This window comes from Holophagales bacterium (genome assembly GCA_016699405.1).
GTDB lineage: Bacteria > Acidobacteriota > Thermoanaerobaculia > Multivoradales > JAGPDF01 > JAAYLR01.
In genome coordinates this window covers 687,275-700,393 of record CP064972.1, presented here as the reverse complement: position 1 = coordinate 700,393, position 13,119 = coordinate 687,275, and the positions used below count along the sequence as shown (strand labels likewise).

Below are 13,119 nucleotides of genomic sequence, written 5' to 3'. Positions count from 1 at the left end.
ACTGAGCGGGCTTCTATGAAGAACGTCCTGTCAAGTAGCTCCCTCTCCGGGGCTGGTCGAGTTCTTCGCTAGTCGGTCCTCCGGTTCGGGTTGTAGTGTTCGAGCGTCGACTGGCCGCTTCCGCTGACGGGCAGGATCAGGTCCTGCCTCGACCTTCTATCCGTGCGGCCTCGGGGGCCGTCACCGAATCCTCTGTTCGCTGCAAGACGCAGCCGAGTGGAAGCGCTGGTGGGAGCTGCCCCATCTAACACGCGGTTCCCGAAGGAAACCCGCCGGCATTGCACGGGCAGGTCCACCAGTCGATCGTTCATGGGTTCACCGAGGGACGCTGTGGGTGATGGCGTCCTAGCCGGTCCCTTTGCTTCAGGCCGGCTTCAGCTTGGCGCCGGCCGGGATCTCGCCGAAGGTGACGAAGCGCCAGAGGGCGATCAAGAGCTTGCGGGCGAGCGCGACGATGCCGATCTTGCGTAGCCGCGAGCCGCCCTTGCCGAAGCGTTTCTGGTACCAGCGTGCGAGAGCGCTGCGGGGCTGGAAGCGCAGCCACCCCCAGGCGATCTCGATGGCGAGATAGCGGACGCTGCGGATGCCCGCCTTGCTGATGCCCTGCTCGCGCTCGGTGTCGCCGCTGGTGAATGGGGTCGGCGTGAGCCCGGCGAGAGCACCGACTTGGCGACGATTGCGCAGGTCACGCCAGGAGAATAGCTCGTGCGCGAGGAGCCTCGCCGAGTTGGGCCCGATCGCACGCAGACGCGTGAGCAAAGCGGCCTGCTCGCTCGCCTTGGTGTCGGCCAGGGTGAGGGCGTGACGCCGCTCGGCCTCGAGTTCGAGGATGCGACGGTGGAGCACGCCGAGGCGCTCCAGCTCGCTCGCGAGGCGTCGGGCAAGACCCAACAGCAGCGGCTTACCCGCCCAGGTACGCAGCGCGGCGAGATCCAGGTCGGAGTGGACGGTCTCGACACGGAGGCCTTGGCCCGCCAGAAGCCCGCGCACGCGGTTGATGAGCCGGGTCCGATCGTCCTTTGCGGTGCAGAGCTCGCGATGAAGCGGACGTGCGTCCTCCTGCTCGGGGGTCGGCACGCGCACCGCGGCGAGCACCCGGCGACCTCCGAGATCGTAGCGGACCAGGAGGTCGGCGAGCGCGGCGGCGTCCAAGCGATCGGTCTTGGCCCGCCGGCGCCGTCGATTGACTTCGATCGACGCGGAGTCGACGACGACGTTGACGACGCCGATCGAAGTCAGCGCGCGATGGACCCAGAAGCCCTCGCGACCGGCCTCGTAGCACGAGAGAACGCGACACTTGGCCGCGAGCGCGAGGACCTTGCGAGCGCGAGCGATCTCCTCGCGCAGGCGGGCGAGGTCGCCGGCGGGCACCGATCGGATCTGCGCCTTGACGGCGAGACCCGAGGTGAAGGCGAGCTTCCACTCGCGGTGCGACAGCTCGAGCGCCAGGTAGAGCGTGCTCGCGGCGGAACGGGTGGTGAGCGTAGACTCAGGCCGGGACGATTCCTTGCGCATGACCTTCTCCTTTCGCTGTCAACGATCAGGAAAGAGTGTGCCAGGAACGTCCCTCATAGGATCTAACACGCCGTATCTGGACTCCTCCCGCAAGTACCCCTGCACGAGTCGATGACGTTGGTCAGGACTGAAGTCGTATCTTCGGCCTCTGAGCGGAGCGTGTGGAGCCGGGCCAGGATGACATCCGCGCGCGGGGAGCCAGTCGCTTGCACCGGCCCCGGAGGCCAGAAGAGTTATCGGCTCACTCCCCGCGTCGGTCGTACCCGAATCGTCATGGATGTCGTGCGCTGCGCAGCTTGCTGCGGGTTGACGGTGTCATGCAGCCATCGGTCTCACCTCGAAGTGGGCGTCTCGCCTAGCCACTGTGCCCCGCGGCTCAAGCGCCGGCGAAGTCGAGCCGGCCCCGGCCGGGTCGCCACCGGGACCTCGAAGGCGCTCTTTGCTAGGTCGACGGCGACCATCGTAGGCTCGTTCACGGACTCCTCGTTTCCAGGGAGCATGCGCTCATGACTCCGACGACTGTGGCACGCGAGATGCCGATCGAGTCGAGGGAGGAGTCCATCTCATCATTGCAGCGGACGGCAGCGACGGCCCAAGGCCGGCCCTGCCGCCGCTGAACTCCATAGCCGTTGGGCGTGCATGATCCGACATTCGGAGCTGCATCGATGAAGAGACTAGTAGCACTCCTCGTGGGTATGCTCATCAGCGACGCAGCCGTCGCCGCCGACAAAGTGACGAAGGAGAGGATCACCCTTGGTGGAGTCGAACGGGTCTACTACTTGGCGATGCCGTCCGAGCTGAAGCCGGGCGAGACGCTCCCTCTTCTCCTGGCGTTTCACGGCTCGGGGCGCGATGGCGACTCGGTCGTGGAGAAGTGGGCCAGGATCGCTCGCAAGGAGCGCCTGGTCGTCGTCGGCCTCGACGCGCTCGACCACGAGCAATGGCAGATCCCGCAAGACGGACCGGGCCCGGTGTACGAGCTCGTCGAGGCCCTGAGGCAGCGGCTGCCGATCGACCCATCACGCATGTACCTCTTCGGTCATTCCGCCGGTGCGGTGTTCGCCCTTCGGTTGGTGCTCCTTGAGTCCGAGTACTTCGCCGCAGCTGCCGTTCATGCGGGCTCCTTTCGCACAGACGGCGACTACGCCACCATCCGGTTGGCAAAACGCAAGGCACCAGTCATGGTCATCTCGGGTGACCGTGATCAGTTCTTCCCCGTCGGGTCGGTCCATGCCACGATCCAGGCCCTCAAGGATGCCGGCATTCCTGCGCAGGTCGAGATCATGAAGGGCCACGATCACTGGTACTACACGCTGGCCACGTCAATCAACGCCGGTGCGTGGGAGTTCCTGAAGGGCCAAAAGCTGCCGTCGGAACCTCGCTACGAGGCGTACATTTTTCGGTAAATGGTTGCGCGCCTGACCCTTCGTATCAGGACTCCTACCGCAAGCACCAATGCACGAGTCGATGACGTTGGTCAGGACTGCAGTCGTATCTTCGGCCTCTGAGCGGAGCGTGTGGGGCTCCGGGCCAGGATGAGATCCGCGCGCGGGGAGGCAATCGCTCGCACCGGCCCCGCAGGCCAGAGTAGTTATCGGCTCCTTCCCCGCGTCGGTCGTACCGGAATCGTCATGGATGTCGTGCGCTGCGCAGCTTGCTGCGGGTTGACGGTGTCATGCAGCCATCGGTCTCACCTCGAAGCGGGTGTCGCGCGTGGCCACCGCGCCACGCGGCTCAGGCGCCGGCGAGGTCGCACCTGCCCCGGCCGCATGAACACCGCCGCCTCGAAGACGCTCTTTGCCGGGTCGACGGCGACCATCGTAGGCTCGTTCACGGACTCCTCCTTTCGAGGGAGCATGCGCTCATGACTCCGACGACTGTGGCAGGCGAGATGCCGATCGAGTCGAGGGAGGAGTCCGTCTCCTCGCTGCGGGGAACCGGCCATCCCGTCGCGGCTGCAATCGTCGCCTCCCGTCGGCCGGGTCGCTGAGCTCGGGTCGTCAGGCTGTGCCAGACCCCGAGAAACCGGGCTATTCCCCATCGAGGCTCGCCATGAAGATCCCCTACTTCCACGTCGACGCCTTCGCGGGGGAGCCCTTCCGCGGGAATCCCGCGGGGGTGTGCCTGCTCGACCACTGGTTGCCCGACGAGCTCATGAAGCGGATCGCGATGGAGAACCGCCACTCCGAGACCGCCTTCGTCGTGGAGGAGAGCGGCGCGCTCCACCTGCGCTGGTTCACGCCGGTAGAAGAGGTCCAGCTCTGCGGCCATGCCACGCTGGCCACCGCGCACGTCTTCTTCACGAAGAGAGGGTTTCCCGGGAATCCTCTCCGGTTCGAGACCGCGAGCGGCCCGCTGACCGTCAGCCGGGAAGGCCCGCTGCTGGTGCTGGACCTGCCCTCCCTCCCGACCGAGCCCTGCGAGGTTCCAGCGGCCCTCGTCCGAGCCTTGGGCAAGCCTCCCGTGGAGGCTCGCCGGGCGCGGGCCTATCTCGCCCTGCTTGCCTCGGAGGAGGAGGTGCGGGACCTCCAGCCCGATCTCGAGTCCGTGGAGGAGCTCGACGCCGCTGGTCTCATCGTCACGGCGCCCGGGCAGACGGTGGATTTCGTCTCTCGCTACTTCGCGCCAAGACTCGGCGTTCCCGAGGATCCCGTGACGGGCTCGGCCCACTGCGCGCTCGTCCCGTACTGGGCGGCGCGGCTCGACCGGACGCGCTTGGAAGCCCGGCAGCTGTCCGCGCGCGGCGGAGCGCTCCGCTGCGAGCTGCGGGGCGACCGCGTCCGGATCGGCGGCCAAGCTGTGAGCTACCTCGACGGCGTGATCGAGATCGAAGGCTAGTGGCCGAACCTGGGCGTGCTGGGGACTCGCTGTTCTCTCCACGGATGCCGGATGTTCCTCCTCGTCACCGCGCCGATGAACCGAGCCCTCTACGCGGCCATCGCTCTCGCGATGCTCGGAATATCAACCGGCTGCGGCGACGACCTCTGCGCGAACACGGTCATCGCCGAACGGAAGTCGCCCGACGGCACGCGGACCGCGTTCCTCTTCGAGCGCGACTGCGGTGCAACGACGGACTTCACCACCCAAGTCTCGGTACTTCGCGCCGAGAGTCTCCCGGAAGATGCCGGGAACGTGTTCGTAGCGGACTCGGATCACGGTGCAGCTCCACGCGCGCCTTGGGGTGGGCCGCCGGCTGAAATTCGCTGGGTCGAAGATGGGATGCTCGAGGTCCGCTACCCTCGAAATGCGCGCACCCACAAGAAGGTCGAGGCAATCGATGGCGTCTCGATCCGATACTCGTTTCTTGGCGCGGACAAGAGGCCGAACTTCGACTCCTCCCACGAGCGCCTCCCCACGAACCGGTGACGCGGGGCAGGACCGTATTCGCATCCTCGGCCTCTGAGGGGAGCGTGTGGGGCTCGGGGCCAGGAGGAAGTCCGCGCGCCGAGAGCGAGATGCCGGGCGAGTCCCGGAAGGAGCTCATCTCATCGCGGGTGCAAGCGGTGGAGCTTCGCGTGCCCACCGCTCAGCTCATGCTCCGACAGGTGCCACCGCCGAACCCGAGTGCGCCGCGCTCAGGATTCCGGATCGAACCCGATCTCGCGCACCTCCTGTGCGCAGCGACAGCTCTTGGCGAAGCGCGCGGCCCAGGCGAGCGCTTCCTCGCGGGAGGCCACCTCGAGGATGGAAAAACCACCCAGAACCGCCTTGGTCTCCGGCACGGGTCCCCACGAGACGGCGCCGTCGGTCGCCACGATCGTCGCCTGCTGACGGAGCACCCCCGCGCCGAAGACCCAGACCCCGGCGTCCTTGGCGTCCCGCACCACGGCGTGCGCGGCTTCGCCGACCGCCGGCAGCTCCGCTTCGGGAATGTGGTCCATCGAGCCGTCGTCGAAGGAAATGAGGTAGCGAGGCATCTCGAGGCTCCTTCTCTCGGAGGTCCGTTCGTCGCCGGTCGCGAAGGCGGCTCGCGAAGTGCGTCGCCTCGTACCAACTCTCCGGCGGCGGAAGACCTCCAACTCTAGACGGCGCGAGCGCTGGCGCGCCATGTCCAATCGACGGCTGGTTCCTCGCTGCCGAGGAAGAGCTCCCGCGAGTCCAGCCTCGAGTGTCCTTTCGAGAGTGCCCTTGTCGGGATGATCGCGGCGTCGTCGCTCCTCGCTTCCCGGTCTCGTTTCACCGCGACCGGAAGGTCGCGCTTGCATCTCGCGCCGGACTTGTTCCATACTGCACCATATGGTTCAGTATTCGGCCGGCCACTTCGACACCGCCTTCGCCGCGATCTCGGACGCCACCCGGCGCGGCGTCCTCGAGCGGCTCGCGCGCTCGGATGCGTCGATCACGGACCTCGCCGACAAGTTCCAGATGACCTTGACCGGCATGAAGAAGCACGTCGGCGTCCTGGAGCGGGCCGGGCTCGTCACCACCGAGAAGATCGGACGCGTGCGCACCTGCCGGCTCGGCCAGTGCCGGCTCGAGGAAGAGGCGGCGTGGATCGCGAAGTACCACCAACTCTGGGCCGCGCGTTTCGACGCGTTGGACCAGGTGATCGAGGACCTGAAACGCAAGGAGAAGCGCGATGGACGCAAGAAGAGGAAGTGAGCCTTCGCCGACGAAGCAGGTCACCGTCGAACGGACGTCCGACTGCGAGCTCGTCGTCACGCGCACCTTCGACGCGCCGGCGCGCCTCGTGTTCGAGGCGTGGACGCGCGCGGATCTCTTTCAGCAGTGGTGGCTGCCGAAGTCGATGGACATGAAGCTCGAGTCGATCGAGATGGATGTGCGCCCGGGGGGCCAGTACCGCCTCGGGTTCGGCGGCGGCATGGAGTTCTTCGGCCGATATCTGGAGGTGATCCCGCCGGTGCGTCTGGTGTGGACCAACGAAGAGAGCGGTGACGCCGGGCCGGTCACCACCGTGACCTTCGAGGAGAGGGACGGCAAGACGCTCCTGGTGCTGCGCGAGCTCTATCCTTCGAAGGAAGCGCTCGATGCGGCCGGCACTGGAGCGTCGGAGGTGATGCCGGAGACGTTCCAGCAACTCGATGAGCTGCTCGCTCGGAGGCCGGCTGGAGACTGACGACGCCGGAGCGCTCGCGAATGGCGACCATCGAAGCGCCCGAGGCTCGGCGCAGGGTCTGGACTCCGGGACGGCCGTCGGCTCGCCCCTCGTTCCTGCCGCCGCCGCGCTTGCGCGGCGCGGCGGAGTGAGGCTGTGGGCGCGCAGGTCGACTCCGCATCCGCCCGGTAGCCCTCCGATGACCCTCGTCCTCGCCGCATCTGCATGGCTCTCGGCCTTCCTGGTCGTCGTCACCATTGCGCTTCTTGCAGTCCCGACCACGCCGGCCGAGCTTGCGCTCTGGCGGCGCCTTCGCACGGCACGCGTCCGACGATGGCTCACGCGTCGCCGTCACGTGTCGGAGCCCCTCGACGCCGAGACCACACCTCAGGTCGCCCGCAAGAACCTCCGCTGGCACCTCGCGCTCACGACGCTCTTCTCCGCGCAGCTCGCGATCGCGGCCGCCTCGGAGCGGGTCTGGTGGCGCCCGCTGGCTCTGCTGCTGGTGCTCCCGTCGATCGCCTACTTCGCCGGCAGCCTCGTCCAGCGCCAGAAGGTCGCCATCCTTCGTTCACGCCGCGACCCAAGACGTTCCGACCCCTCCGAGTCGGGCGACTCTCTCGTTCGGCGGCGCTCGACGCGGCCCTCGTCTCGCTGACACGGGCACCGCCTCCCGAGGCTCCTGCGCCGAGTGGCTGCGAACCTCGGCGTCCGCGGACCGGCGGCTTTGGCCCCAGGGGTCCGCCACCGGTCGACCCGGGGACCTTCGATGGCCCACGAGGCCGATCTCCAGATCGAGGCCGCCTTCGGACTCCGGGAGTCGGTTCTGCGGTGCCCCTGCGTCCTCGCGCCGAGAGTCGCTTGCCGGCACCGACCTCGCTCCCTGGAACTGTTAGATGATCGAGGCCACCCTCGCGGACGCCTTCCGACCAGGAGCAATGCGCTCGCCGAACCGAAGAGGGGGGGGAGCTCCAGAGGGCGATCGGGTCGAGCGAGAGCGCAACGCATCCTTGGCGCGGACGGGCTCGGCGTCGATCGCGCGGTCGGTGCGGAACGGCATGGGGCCCGCCGAGCGGCGCGAATCGGTCGGGGGTCGCGCGGGGCGTCTGGTCGAACCAACGGGAGGGAGATTCAGAATGCGAAATCGCCGGACCGTTTCCTCGGGAAGCCCCTACGAGCCGCTCCTGGGGCTCTCGCGCGCGGTACGCATCGAGAACGTCGTCTCGGTGGCCGGCACGGCGCCCCTCGGGCCGGATGGCCGCACCGTCGGTGGAAACGACCCCGCCGCGCAGGCGCGACGGTGCTTCGAGATCTCGAAAGCGGCGCTCGAGAGCCTCGGCGCAAGCCTCGAAGACGTGATCAGAACGCGGATTCTCCTGACTCGGATCGACGACTGGCGCGCCGTCGCCCAAGTTCACGGCGAGTTCTTCGCGGCGATCCGGCCGGCGTGCACCATGGTCCAGGTGGTGCGGTTCATCGACCCGGAGTGGCTCGTCGAGACCGAAGTCGACGCCGTCGTGACCTCGGCGACGTGAGGCTCGACCCGTGGCCGATCGCCATGGCGACGACGTACTCCAACTCGCCTTGCAGCCTACCCCTCTCCCCGGGAGCTCCGCCCAGCCATGAACGCCGACAAGCAGGACGACCTGCTCCAGGTCGTGAAGACCCGGTTCGAGAAGAGCATGCACCGCCACGAGGGTGTTCTCTGGTCGCACGTTCAGGACGCGTTGCTGAGCCGACCCGGGGCCATGGCGTCACTGCAGGCGATGGAGGCCACCGGCGGGGAGCCGGACGTCGTCGCCGAGCCAGCGTCGCGCGGCGGCTTCGCGTTCTACGACTGTGCGGCCGAAAGCCCGACCGGGCGCCGCAGCCTCTGCTATGACGCGGCGGCGCTCGCCTCGCGGCAGGAACACAAGCCGAAGGGCAGCGCCCTGGAGATGGCGGATGCGATGGGGATCACCCTCCTCACCGAGGAGCAGTACCGCTTCCTTCAGACGTTCGGGGCTCTGGACGCGAAGACGTCGAGCTGGGTGAAGACACCCGAGGAGGTTCGAGTCCTCGGCGGCGCGCTCTTCGGCGATCGCCGCTTCGGCCGGGTGTTCGTCTATCACAACGGCGCCGAGTCGTACTACGCCGCTCGCGGCTTCCGCGGCCGACTGGCCCTCTGAGCCCGGCTGCACTCGCGCGGGCGCGTCGGCGCACGCGCGGCGGGTGAGGTCGAGCCCCTTGTCGGCGACTTCCTGCGAGGGACGCTGAACTCGAACGCTCGTCGCCGCGTATACGCTCCCATGGCGGCGTCGACACCCCCCACCCTCATTTCGGCCCGAATCGCCGGCGCGATGTACCTCGCGATCATCGGCCTCGGTCTCTTCGGCGAGCTCTTCGTCCGCGGCGCGCTCGTCGTCGCCGGCAATCCTGTCGCGACGGCGGACAAGCTGCTCGGCTCGGAGCTGCTCTGGCGCCTCGGCATCGCCGGGGACCTGCTGATGCACGTGCTCGATGTGCCCTTGATCGTCTTCTTCTACCTGCTTCTTCGGCCGGTCAGCCATCCCCTCGCGCTGCTCGCGACCGTCTTCAATGTCGTCCAGACCTCCACGCTGGTGATCAACAAGCTCTCGCTCCTCAGTGCGCTGTCGCTGGTCGAGGCCTCGGCACGCACCCCGGCGGCGTTCGATGCCCGAGCCCTCGCCTTCCAGGCGATCGACCTTCACGGCCACGGCTTCGCCCTCGGCCTCGTCTTCTTCGGCATGACCTGTCTCGTTCGGGGATACCTGATCGTCAAGTCCAGGTACGTACCGCGCCTCCTCGGGCTCCTGCTCGTCGCTGCCGGGGGAAGCTATCTGCTCAACAGCTTCGCCCTGCTGCTGTCCCCGCCCCTGGCGGCGAAGCTCTTTCCCGCCGTGCTCCTGCCGGCGTTCGTCGGAGAGCTGGCCTTGACGGTGTGGCTGCTGCTCGCCGACGAACGGCTGCTCCAGAAGCGGTTCGCGGTCGCGAGCTCGGCGGGGGAGGCGGGAAGATGACGCTCGAAATGTCGCTGCGGAAACACCTGCGCAAGCCCTCTTCGTCTCGGCTCCGTGGCCGGCTGCCGATGGAGGGCGTCATCTCGCCGGCGGGCACCGCTTTCCGGGGAGCAGGCGTTCGTGACTCTGACCACGGTGGCACGCTCCAGGCCGGACGAGTCGAAGGAGGAGCTCACCTCGTCGTCTCAGCAGACCAACCGATCGGCCTTCGCCGCTCGCTCGCGCCGCTGATCTCCACTTCCGTCGCGCCGATCCGGCAGACAGGAGGATCGAGAGCGGAAGAGGTTCGCCGCGTTCGCGGGGCGGGTCACGGTCGCGCATGTCGTCACCTACATCGGCGTGGGTGCCCTCGCCTATCCGCTGCTGACGCGAGAGCTCTTCGAAGGAACGGCCGCTCTGGCCAACCAGGTGATGCGCACGCCGGCCGGCTCGGGCACGATCGAGGGCTGGCTGATCCTGCGCCCCGAATTCACCACGCCGGACGTCGTCGTCAAGGCGATGAGCGAGGGCTTCGTGCAAGGGCTCGCTCTCTCGGCAGGGGTCGCGCGGTGGATCCTGTCGCTGCCCGGAGCGGCGACGGGACAGCTCGCGACGGCCGGAGCGGGTGGTTCGACCGTGCCCTGAACCGGAACGGCGCCGCGAGGCCGACCTCGGCCGCGCCGGCAGGCTCGCGCGGCGGTCGGGCGCCGACCCGCGAGGGCTCCCTCTGTTTCGGCGTCTACGACGGCACGCGGCAGGTGGGCTTCGCGCGGGTGATCACCGACGGCGCGACCTTCGCCTACCTCGCCGACGTCTTCGTGCTCGAGTCGCATCGCGGCCGGGGGCTGGCGGTGCGCTTGATGGATGCCGTGATCGCCCACCCTCGGCTGCAGGGGCTCCGGCGGTGGGTCCTGGCCACCCAGGACGCCCACGGGCTCTACGCGAAGTACGGGTTCACGGCGCTCGCGGCCCCCGATCGATTCATGGAGCGTCACGACCCGACGGTCTACGGTGCGGCGACCGAACGTCCTCCCGAGAGGTGAGGTCGCGGGAAGGAACGCCCGGAGAGCGTGCCGAGACCGATCGGCAGACCCGTTCGATCCCACGCGCGCCGCAAGGCTCCGTCCAGCGAGCGGCAGTCGTTCGAGGGCCGGGGGGCCGCCGGAGCTCTGTGCCGCGCGGTGACGCGCTGGGCGGCGCCCTTAGAATCGCCACATGCCCGTCATCGGCTCTCGTGAGGAGCTCCGGGCGCAGGGTGTCCTCGAGGTCGTCGTCCCCGATCTCCGGACGGCGCTCGACTTCTATCGTGCCCTCGGCTTCACCGTCGAGCGCGAGACCGCCTCGTTCGTCACGCTCCGCTGGGACAGCACCCTGCTCTTCATCGCCGAGAACGCAGCTGCCACCCATGCCCCTCGCTGGGCAAGCCTTCGACTCGTCGTCGCCGATGTCGACGCGGTGTGGGCCCGCGTCACCCAGCTGCAACTGCCGATCGGGACTCCCATCGCCGACCGTGCCTACGGTCTGCGCGACTTCACGGTGAAGGACCCGGCCGGTTTCGAAATCCGCTTCGCCCAGGTCATCGACTGACGCGAGTCGTGTCGGTCGTCGGCGTCGGACAGAACACGCCGCGCCACCCTCGATGACGGACGATGTGCCGAGTCGCTCCCTCGATCGGCAGGAAGCTTCGCCTCGCTGGCGGCTCCTGCTGTTCGCGCCGAGCTTCGTGACCTGCGGTGAGCCGCCTCCACTCGCGTTCAAGGGAGGGTCGTGCCTCGATCTCATTCGCGTGTGGGCGCGTGCGGAGCCCCGGACCGCCGCCGCGTGCCAGCGCTGAAGGAGCCTGCTCCGTCGACTCCCGAAAGCCCAGCGCGCCTGAAGTCGCAGCCCCTTGCCGACGTTCACCTTCGAGACCACGCCGACCGGCCCACGCCTGACGTGCGTCACACGATTCTCGAGCCTGGAGGCAATGGAGCAGACGGCGGCCGGCCTGGAAGAAGGGTTGCGCGCCGCGATGCCCCAACTCGACGCCTTGCTCGCCGAGTCGAGCGCCTCGCCGGCGTGAGCCCGGGACGGATCCTCGGGGCCGTTGCGACGCCATCGAGCGGTGACAGAATCGCCTCGGGTCGAACCCGATCTTTCGAACGAGGCGAAGGGCGGCGAGGAGCGCGGTCGAGGCGCAGTCTTTCCGGTGCGAGAGCAACGCCGGCCGACGAACGAAGAATCAGCGAAGAAAGGACGCGCGATGACTCCCCTCTTCAAGAAGCTCAACCTCGGCAGCGCGACGGTCGTGCACGTGCTGAACGCGCCCGCCGCGATCGAGCCGGAGCTCGCGGCGCTCGAGCAGGTCGAGATCCGGCGGAGCGCCATCGGGCCGGTCGGCTTCGCGCTGGCGTTCGTCACCACCCTCGACGAGGTCGAGCGGGCGACCGGTCTTCTCACGCCCAACGCCGTGGAGGACGCCACCCTCTGGATGGCCTATCCCAAGGGCACGTCGAAGAACTACCGTTGCGAGTTCAATCGAGACACCGGCTGGGCCAGCCTTGGCGCCGCCGGATACGAGCCGGTGCGCCAGGTGGCGATCGACGAAGACTGGTCGGCATTGCGCTTTCGTCAGGTCGCCCACATCAAGAAGATGACGCGCAACCCGGAGGGGGCGATCTCGTCCGCCGGAAGAAGCAAGGCACGGGCGTCGCGTGGAGGCTGAGCGCCTTGGCCGGCTCGCGCCCGCAGCCGGTCTCCGGCGCCGCAGCCGGCCCGGCTCGAAGCGAACCGACGCCCCCCGCCACGCGATGACGAGACCTGAATGACGACACGCCAGGATGCGGAGACGACGATCGTGCCGGCCCGAATCCCGGATCGTCTGCCGGCAGGTCGACGCACAGGCGGGAGGTCGATGCCCGTCTGGCTCCAGGGGCTCGGCCTCCTGGTGGTCGCCGCGTTCTTCGGTGGGTCGCTCGTACTGCTCGGCCGGGTGATCGGCAGCACGTCCCCCTGGCTCGCCGTGCTCGTGATGTTCTACTTCCTCGCCCTGGCGAAGCTCGCCGAGCCGCTGATCGTGCTGCGGATGCCGCGGGGGCTCTCCCGCCTGCGGCCGTGGGAGGTCGACGGCCGCCTTTCGCGCCGGTTGGGCGTTCTTCGCTTCGGCCGTCTGCTACGCGACACCCCGCTCCGCCATCTGAACGCGCGTGTCTATCTCGGAGACTCGTCGACCGACCCGCGTCGCGTTCGCCTCCAGGTGGCATCCGCCGAAGCGTGTCACTTCTGGGCCGCGGTGCTCCTCGCGCCGTTCATCGGCGTCGCGGCCGTCGCCGGGCGCTGGTCGGTCGTCGCCGGGTTCCTCGTGACCCAGTTGCTGGTGAACCTCTATCCGATCCTGCACCTGCGCTCCGTTCGCGGTCGCCTCGACCGAACGATCGAACGGCAGAGCGCCGCCCGGTCGGCGCGCCAGCCTGCGCGCTAGATTGCGACGAGAGGTGCTCGCGGCCGCAGGGTCGGCAAAGCAGACAACCGGCGTCCGCTCGCGGACCGCGAACGCTTTGGCCCCGGGGT

Annotated in this window: 16 protein-coding genes and 1 pseudogene; 14 read left to right on the top strand and 3 right to left on the bottom strand. The window is 68.4% G+C overall.

The features are described from left to right. Positions 1–363: 363 nt before the first annotated feature. Positions 364–1,515, bottom strand: a complete 1,152-nt coding sequence (locus IPJ17_02945; protein ID QQR74563.1) for an IS110 family transposase — start codon at positions 1,513–1,515, stop codon at positions 364–366. Positions 1,516–2,204: 689 nt separating this feature from the next. Between IPJ17_02945 and IPJ17_02940 the strand changes: the two genes are divergently transcribed. Beyond that, positions 2,205–2,921 carry a dienelactone hydrolase family protein gene (locus IPJ17_02940; protein QQR74562.1) on the top strand — a complete coding sequence of 239 codons (717 nt, stop codon included), beginning with the start codon at positions 2,205–2,207 and terminating at the stop codon, positions 2,919–2,921. A gap of 284 nt (positions 2,922–3,205) precedes the next feature. Here IPJ17_02940 and IPJ17_02935 read toward each other — a convergent pair whose 3' ends face one another. Continuing rightward, positions 3,206–3,349: a hypothetical protein gene (locus IPJ17_02935; GenBank protein ID QQR74561.1), complete on the bottom strand. Its 144-nt coding sequence runs from the start codon at positions 3,347–3,349 to the stop codon at positions 3,206–3,208. A 218-nt stretch (positions 3,350–3,567) separates the two neighbouring features. Between IPJ17_02935 and IPJ17_02930 the strand changes: the two genes are divergently transcribed. Together IPJ17_02930 and IPJ17_02925 are read left to right on the top strand one after the other, a co-directional pair. Continuing rightward, positions 3,568–4,353 (top strand): PhzF family phenazine biosynthesis protein, encoded by a 786-nt coding sequence (locus IPJ17_02930; protein ID QQR74560.1) that lies wholly within the window; start codon positions 3,568–3,570, stop codon positions 4,351–4,353. A 51-nt stretch (positions 4,354–4,404) separates the two neighbouring features. Beyond that, positions 4,405–4,881, top strand: coding sequence for a hypothetical protein (locus IPJ17_02925; protein QQR74559.1), 477 nt, complete (start codon positions 4,405–4,407; stop codon positions 4,879–4,881). Positions 4,882–5,090: 209 nt separating this feature from the next. Here IPJ17_02925 and IPJ17_02920 read toward each other — a convergent pair whose 3' ends face one another. After that, positions 5,091–5,432, bottom strand: coding sequence for a hypothetical protein (locus IPJ17_02920; GenBank protein ID QQR74558.1), 342 nt, complete (start codon positions 5,430–5,432; stop codon positions 5,091–5,093). A gap of 319 nt (positions 5,433–5,751) precedes the next feature. Here IPJ17_02920 and IPJ17_02915 point away from each other — a divergent pair, with 319 nt between their 5' ends. The 11 genes and pseudogenes from IPJ17_02915 to IPJ17_02865 all read left to right on the top strand — a co-directional run bounded on the left by IPJ17_02915 (position 5,752) and on the right by IPJ17_02865 (position 13,030). Continuing rightward, positions 5,752–6,117 carry a winged helix-turn-helix transcriptional regulator gene (locus tag IPJ17_02915; GenBank protein QQR74557.1) on the top strand — a complete coding sequence of 122 codons (366 nt, stop codon included), beginning with the start codon at positions 5,752–5,754 and terminating at the stop codon, positions 6,115–6,117. Next, positions 6,095–6,592: an SRPBCC domain-containing protein gene (locus IPJ17_02910; GenBank protein QQR74556.1), complete on the top strand. Its 498-nt coding sequence runs from the start codon at positions 6,095–6,097 to the stop codon at positions 6,590–6,592. The genes IPJ17_02915 and IPJ17_02910 overlap by 23 nt, the downstream gene beginning before the upstream one ends. A gap of 178 nt (positions 6,593–6,770) precedes the next feature. Continuing rightward, a complete protein-coding gene (locus IPJ17_02905) occupies positions 6,771–7,229 on the top strand; it encodes a hypothetical protein (protein ID QQR74555.1) in 459 nt (152 codons plus the stop codon). A gap of 478 nt (positions 7,230–7,707) precedes the next feature. Then, positions 7,708–8,106: a RidA family protein gene (locus IPJ17_02900; GenBank protein QQR74554.1), complete on the top strand. Its 399-nt coding sequence runs from the start codon at positions 7,708–7,710 to the stop codon at positions 8,104–8,106. Positions 8,107–8,193: 87 nt separating this feature from the next. Continuing rightward, positions 8,194–8,739 carry a DUF4256 domain-containing protein gene (locus tag IPJ17_02895; protein ID QQR74553.1) on the top strand — a complete coding sequence of 182 codons (546 nt, stop codon included), beginning with the start codon at positions 8,194–8,196 and terminating at the stop codon, positions 8,737–8,739. 171 nt (positions 8,740–8,910) lie between these two features. Further along, positions 8,911–9,591, top strand: coding sequence for a DUF4386 domain-containing protein (locus tag IPJ17_02890; GenBank protein QQR74552.1), 681 nt, complete (start codon positions 8,911–8,913; stop codon positions 9,589–9,591). Positions 9,592–9,659: 68 nt separating this feature from the next. Next, on the top strand, positions 9,660–10,613 hold the full coding sequence (locus IPJ17_02885; protein ID QQR76074.1) for a GNAT family N-acetyltransferase: 954 nt from the start codon (positions 9,660–9,662) through the stop codon (positions 10,611–10,613). Between the two features lie 172 nt (positions 10,614–10,785). Then, entirely contained in the window at positions 10,786–11,157 is a 372-nt protein-coding gene (locus IPJ17_02880; GenBank protein ID QQR74551.1) for a VOC family protein, read from the top strand. A 307-nt stretch (positions 11,158–11,464) separates the two neighbouring features. Beyond that, a pseudogene (locus tag IPJ17_02875) lies at positions 11,465–11,632 on the top strand (ATPase). A gap of 180 nt (positions 11,633–11,812) precedes the next feature. Continuing rightward, positions 11,813–12,274 (top strand): hypothetical protein, encoded by a 462-nt coding sequence (locus IPJ17_02870; protein QQR74550.1) that lies wholly within the window; start codon positions 11,813–11,815, stop codon positions 12,272–12,274. A 189-nt stretch (positions 12,275–12,463) separates the two neighbouring features. Continuing rightward, on the top strand, positions 12,464–13,030 hold the full coding sequence (locus tag IPJ17_02865; protein QQR74549.1) for a hypothetical protein: 567 nt from the start codon (positions 12,464–12,466) through the stop codon (positions 13,028–13,030). Positions 13,031–13,119: the final 89 nt, after the last annotated feature.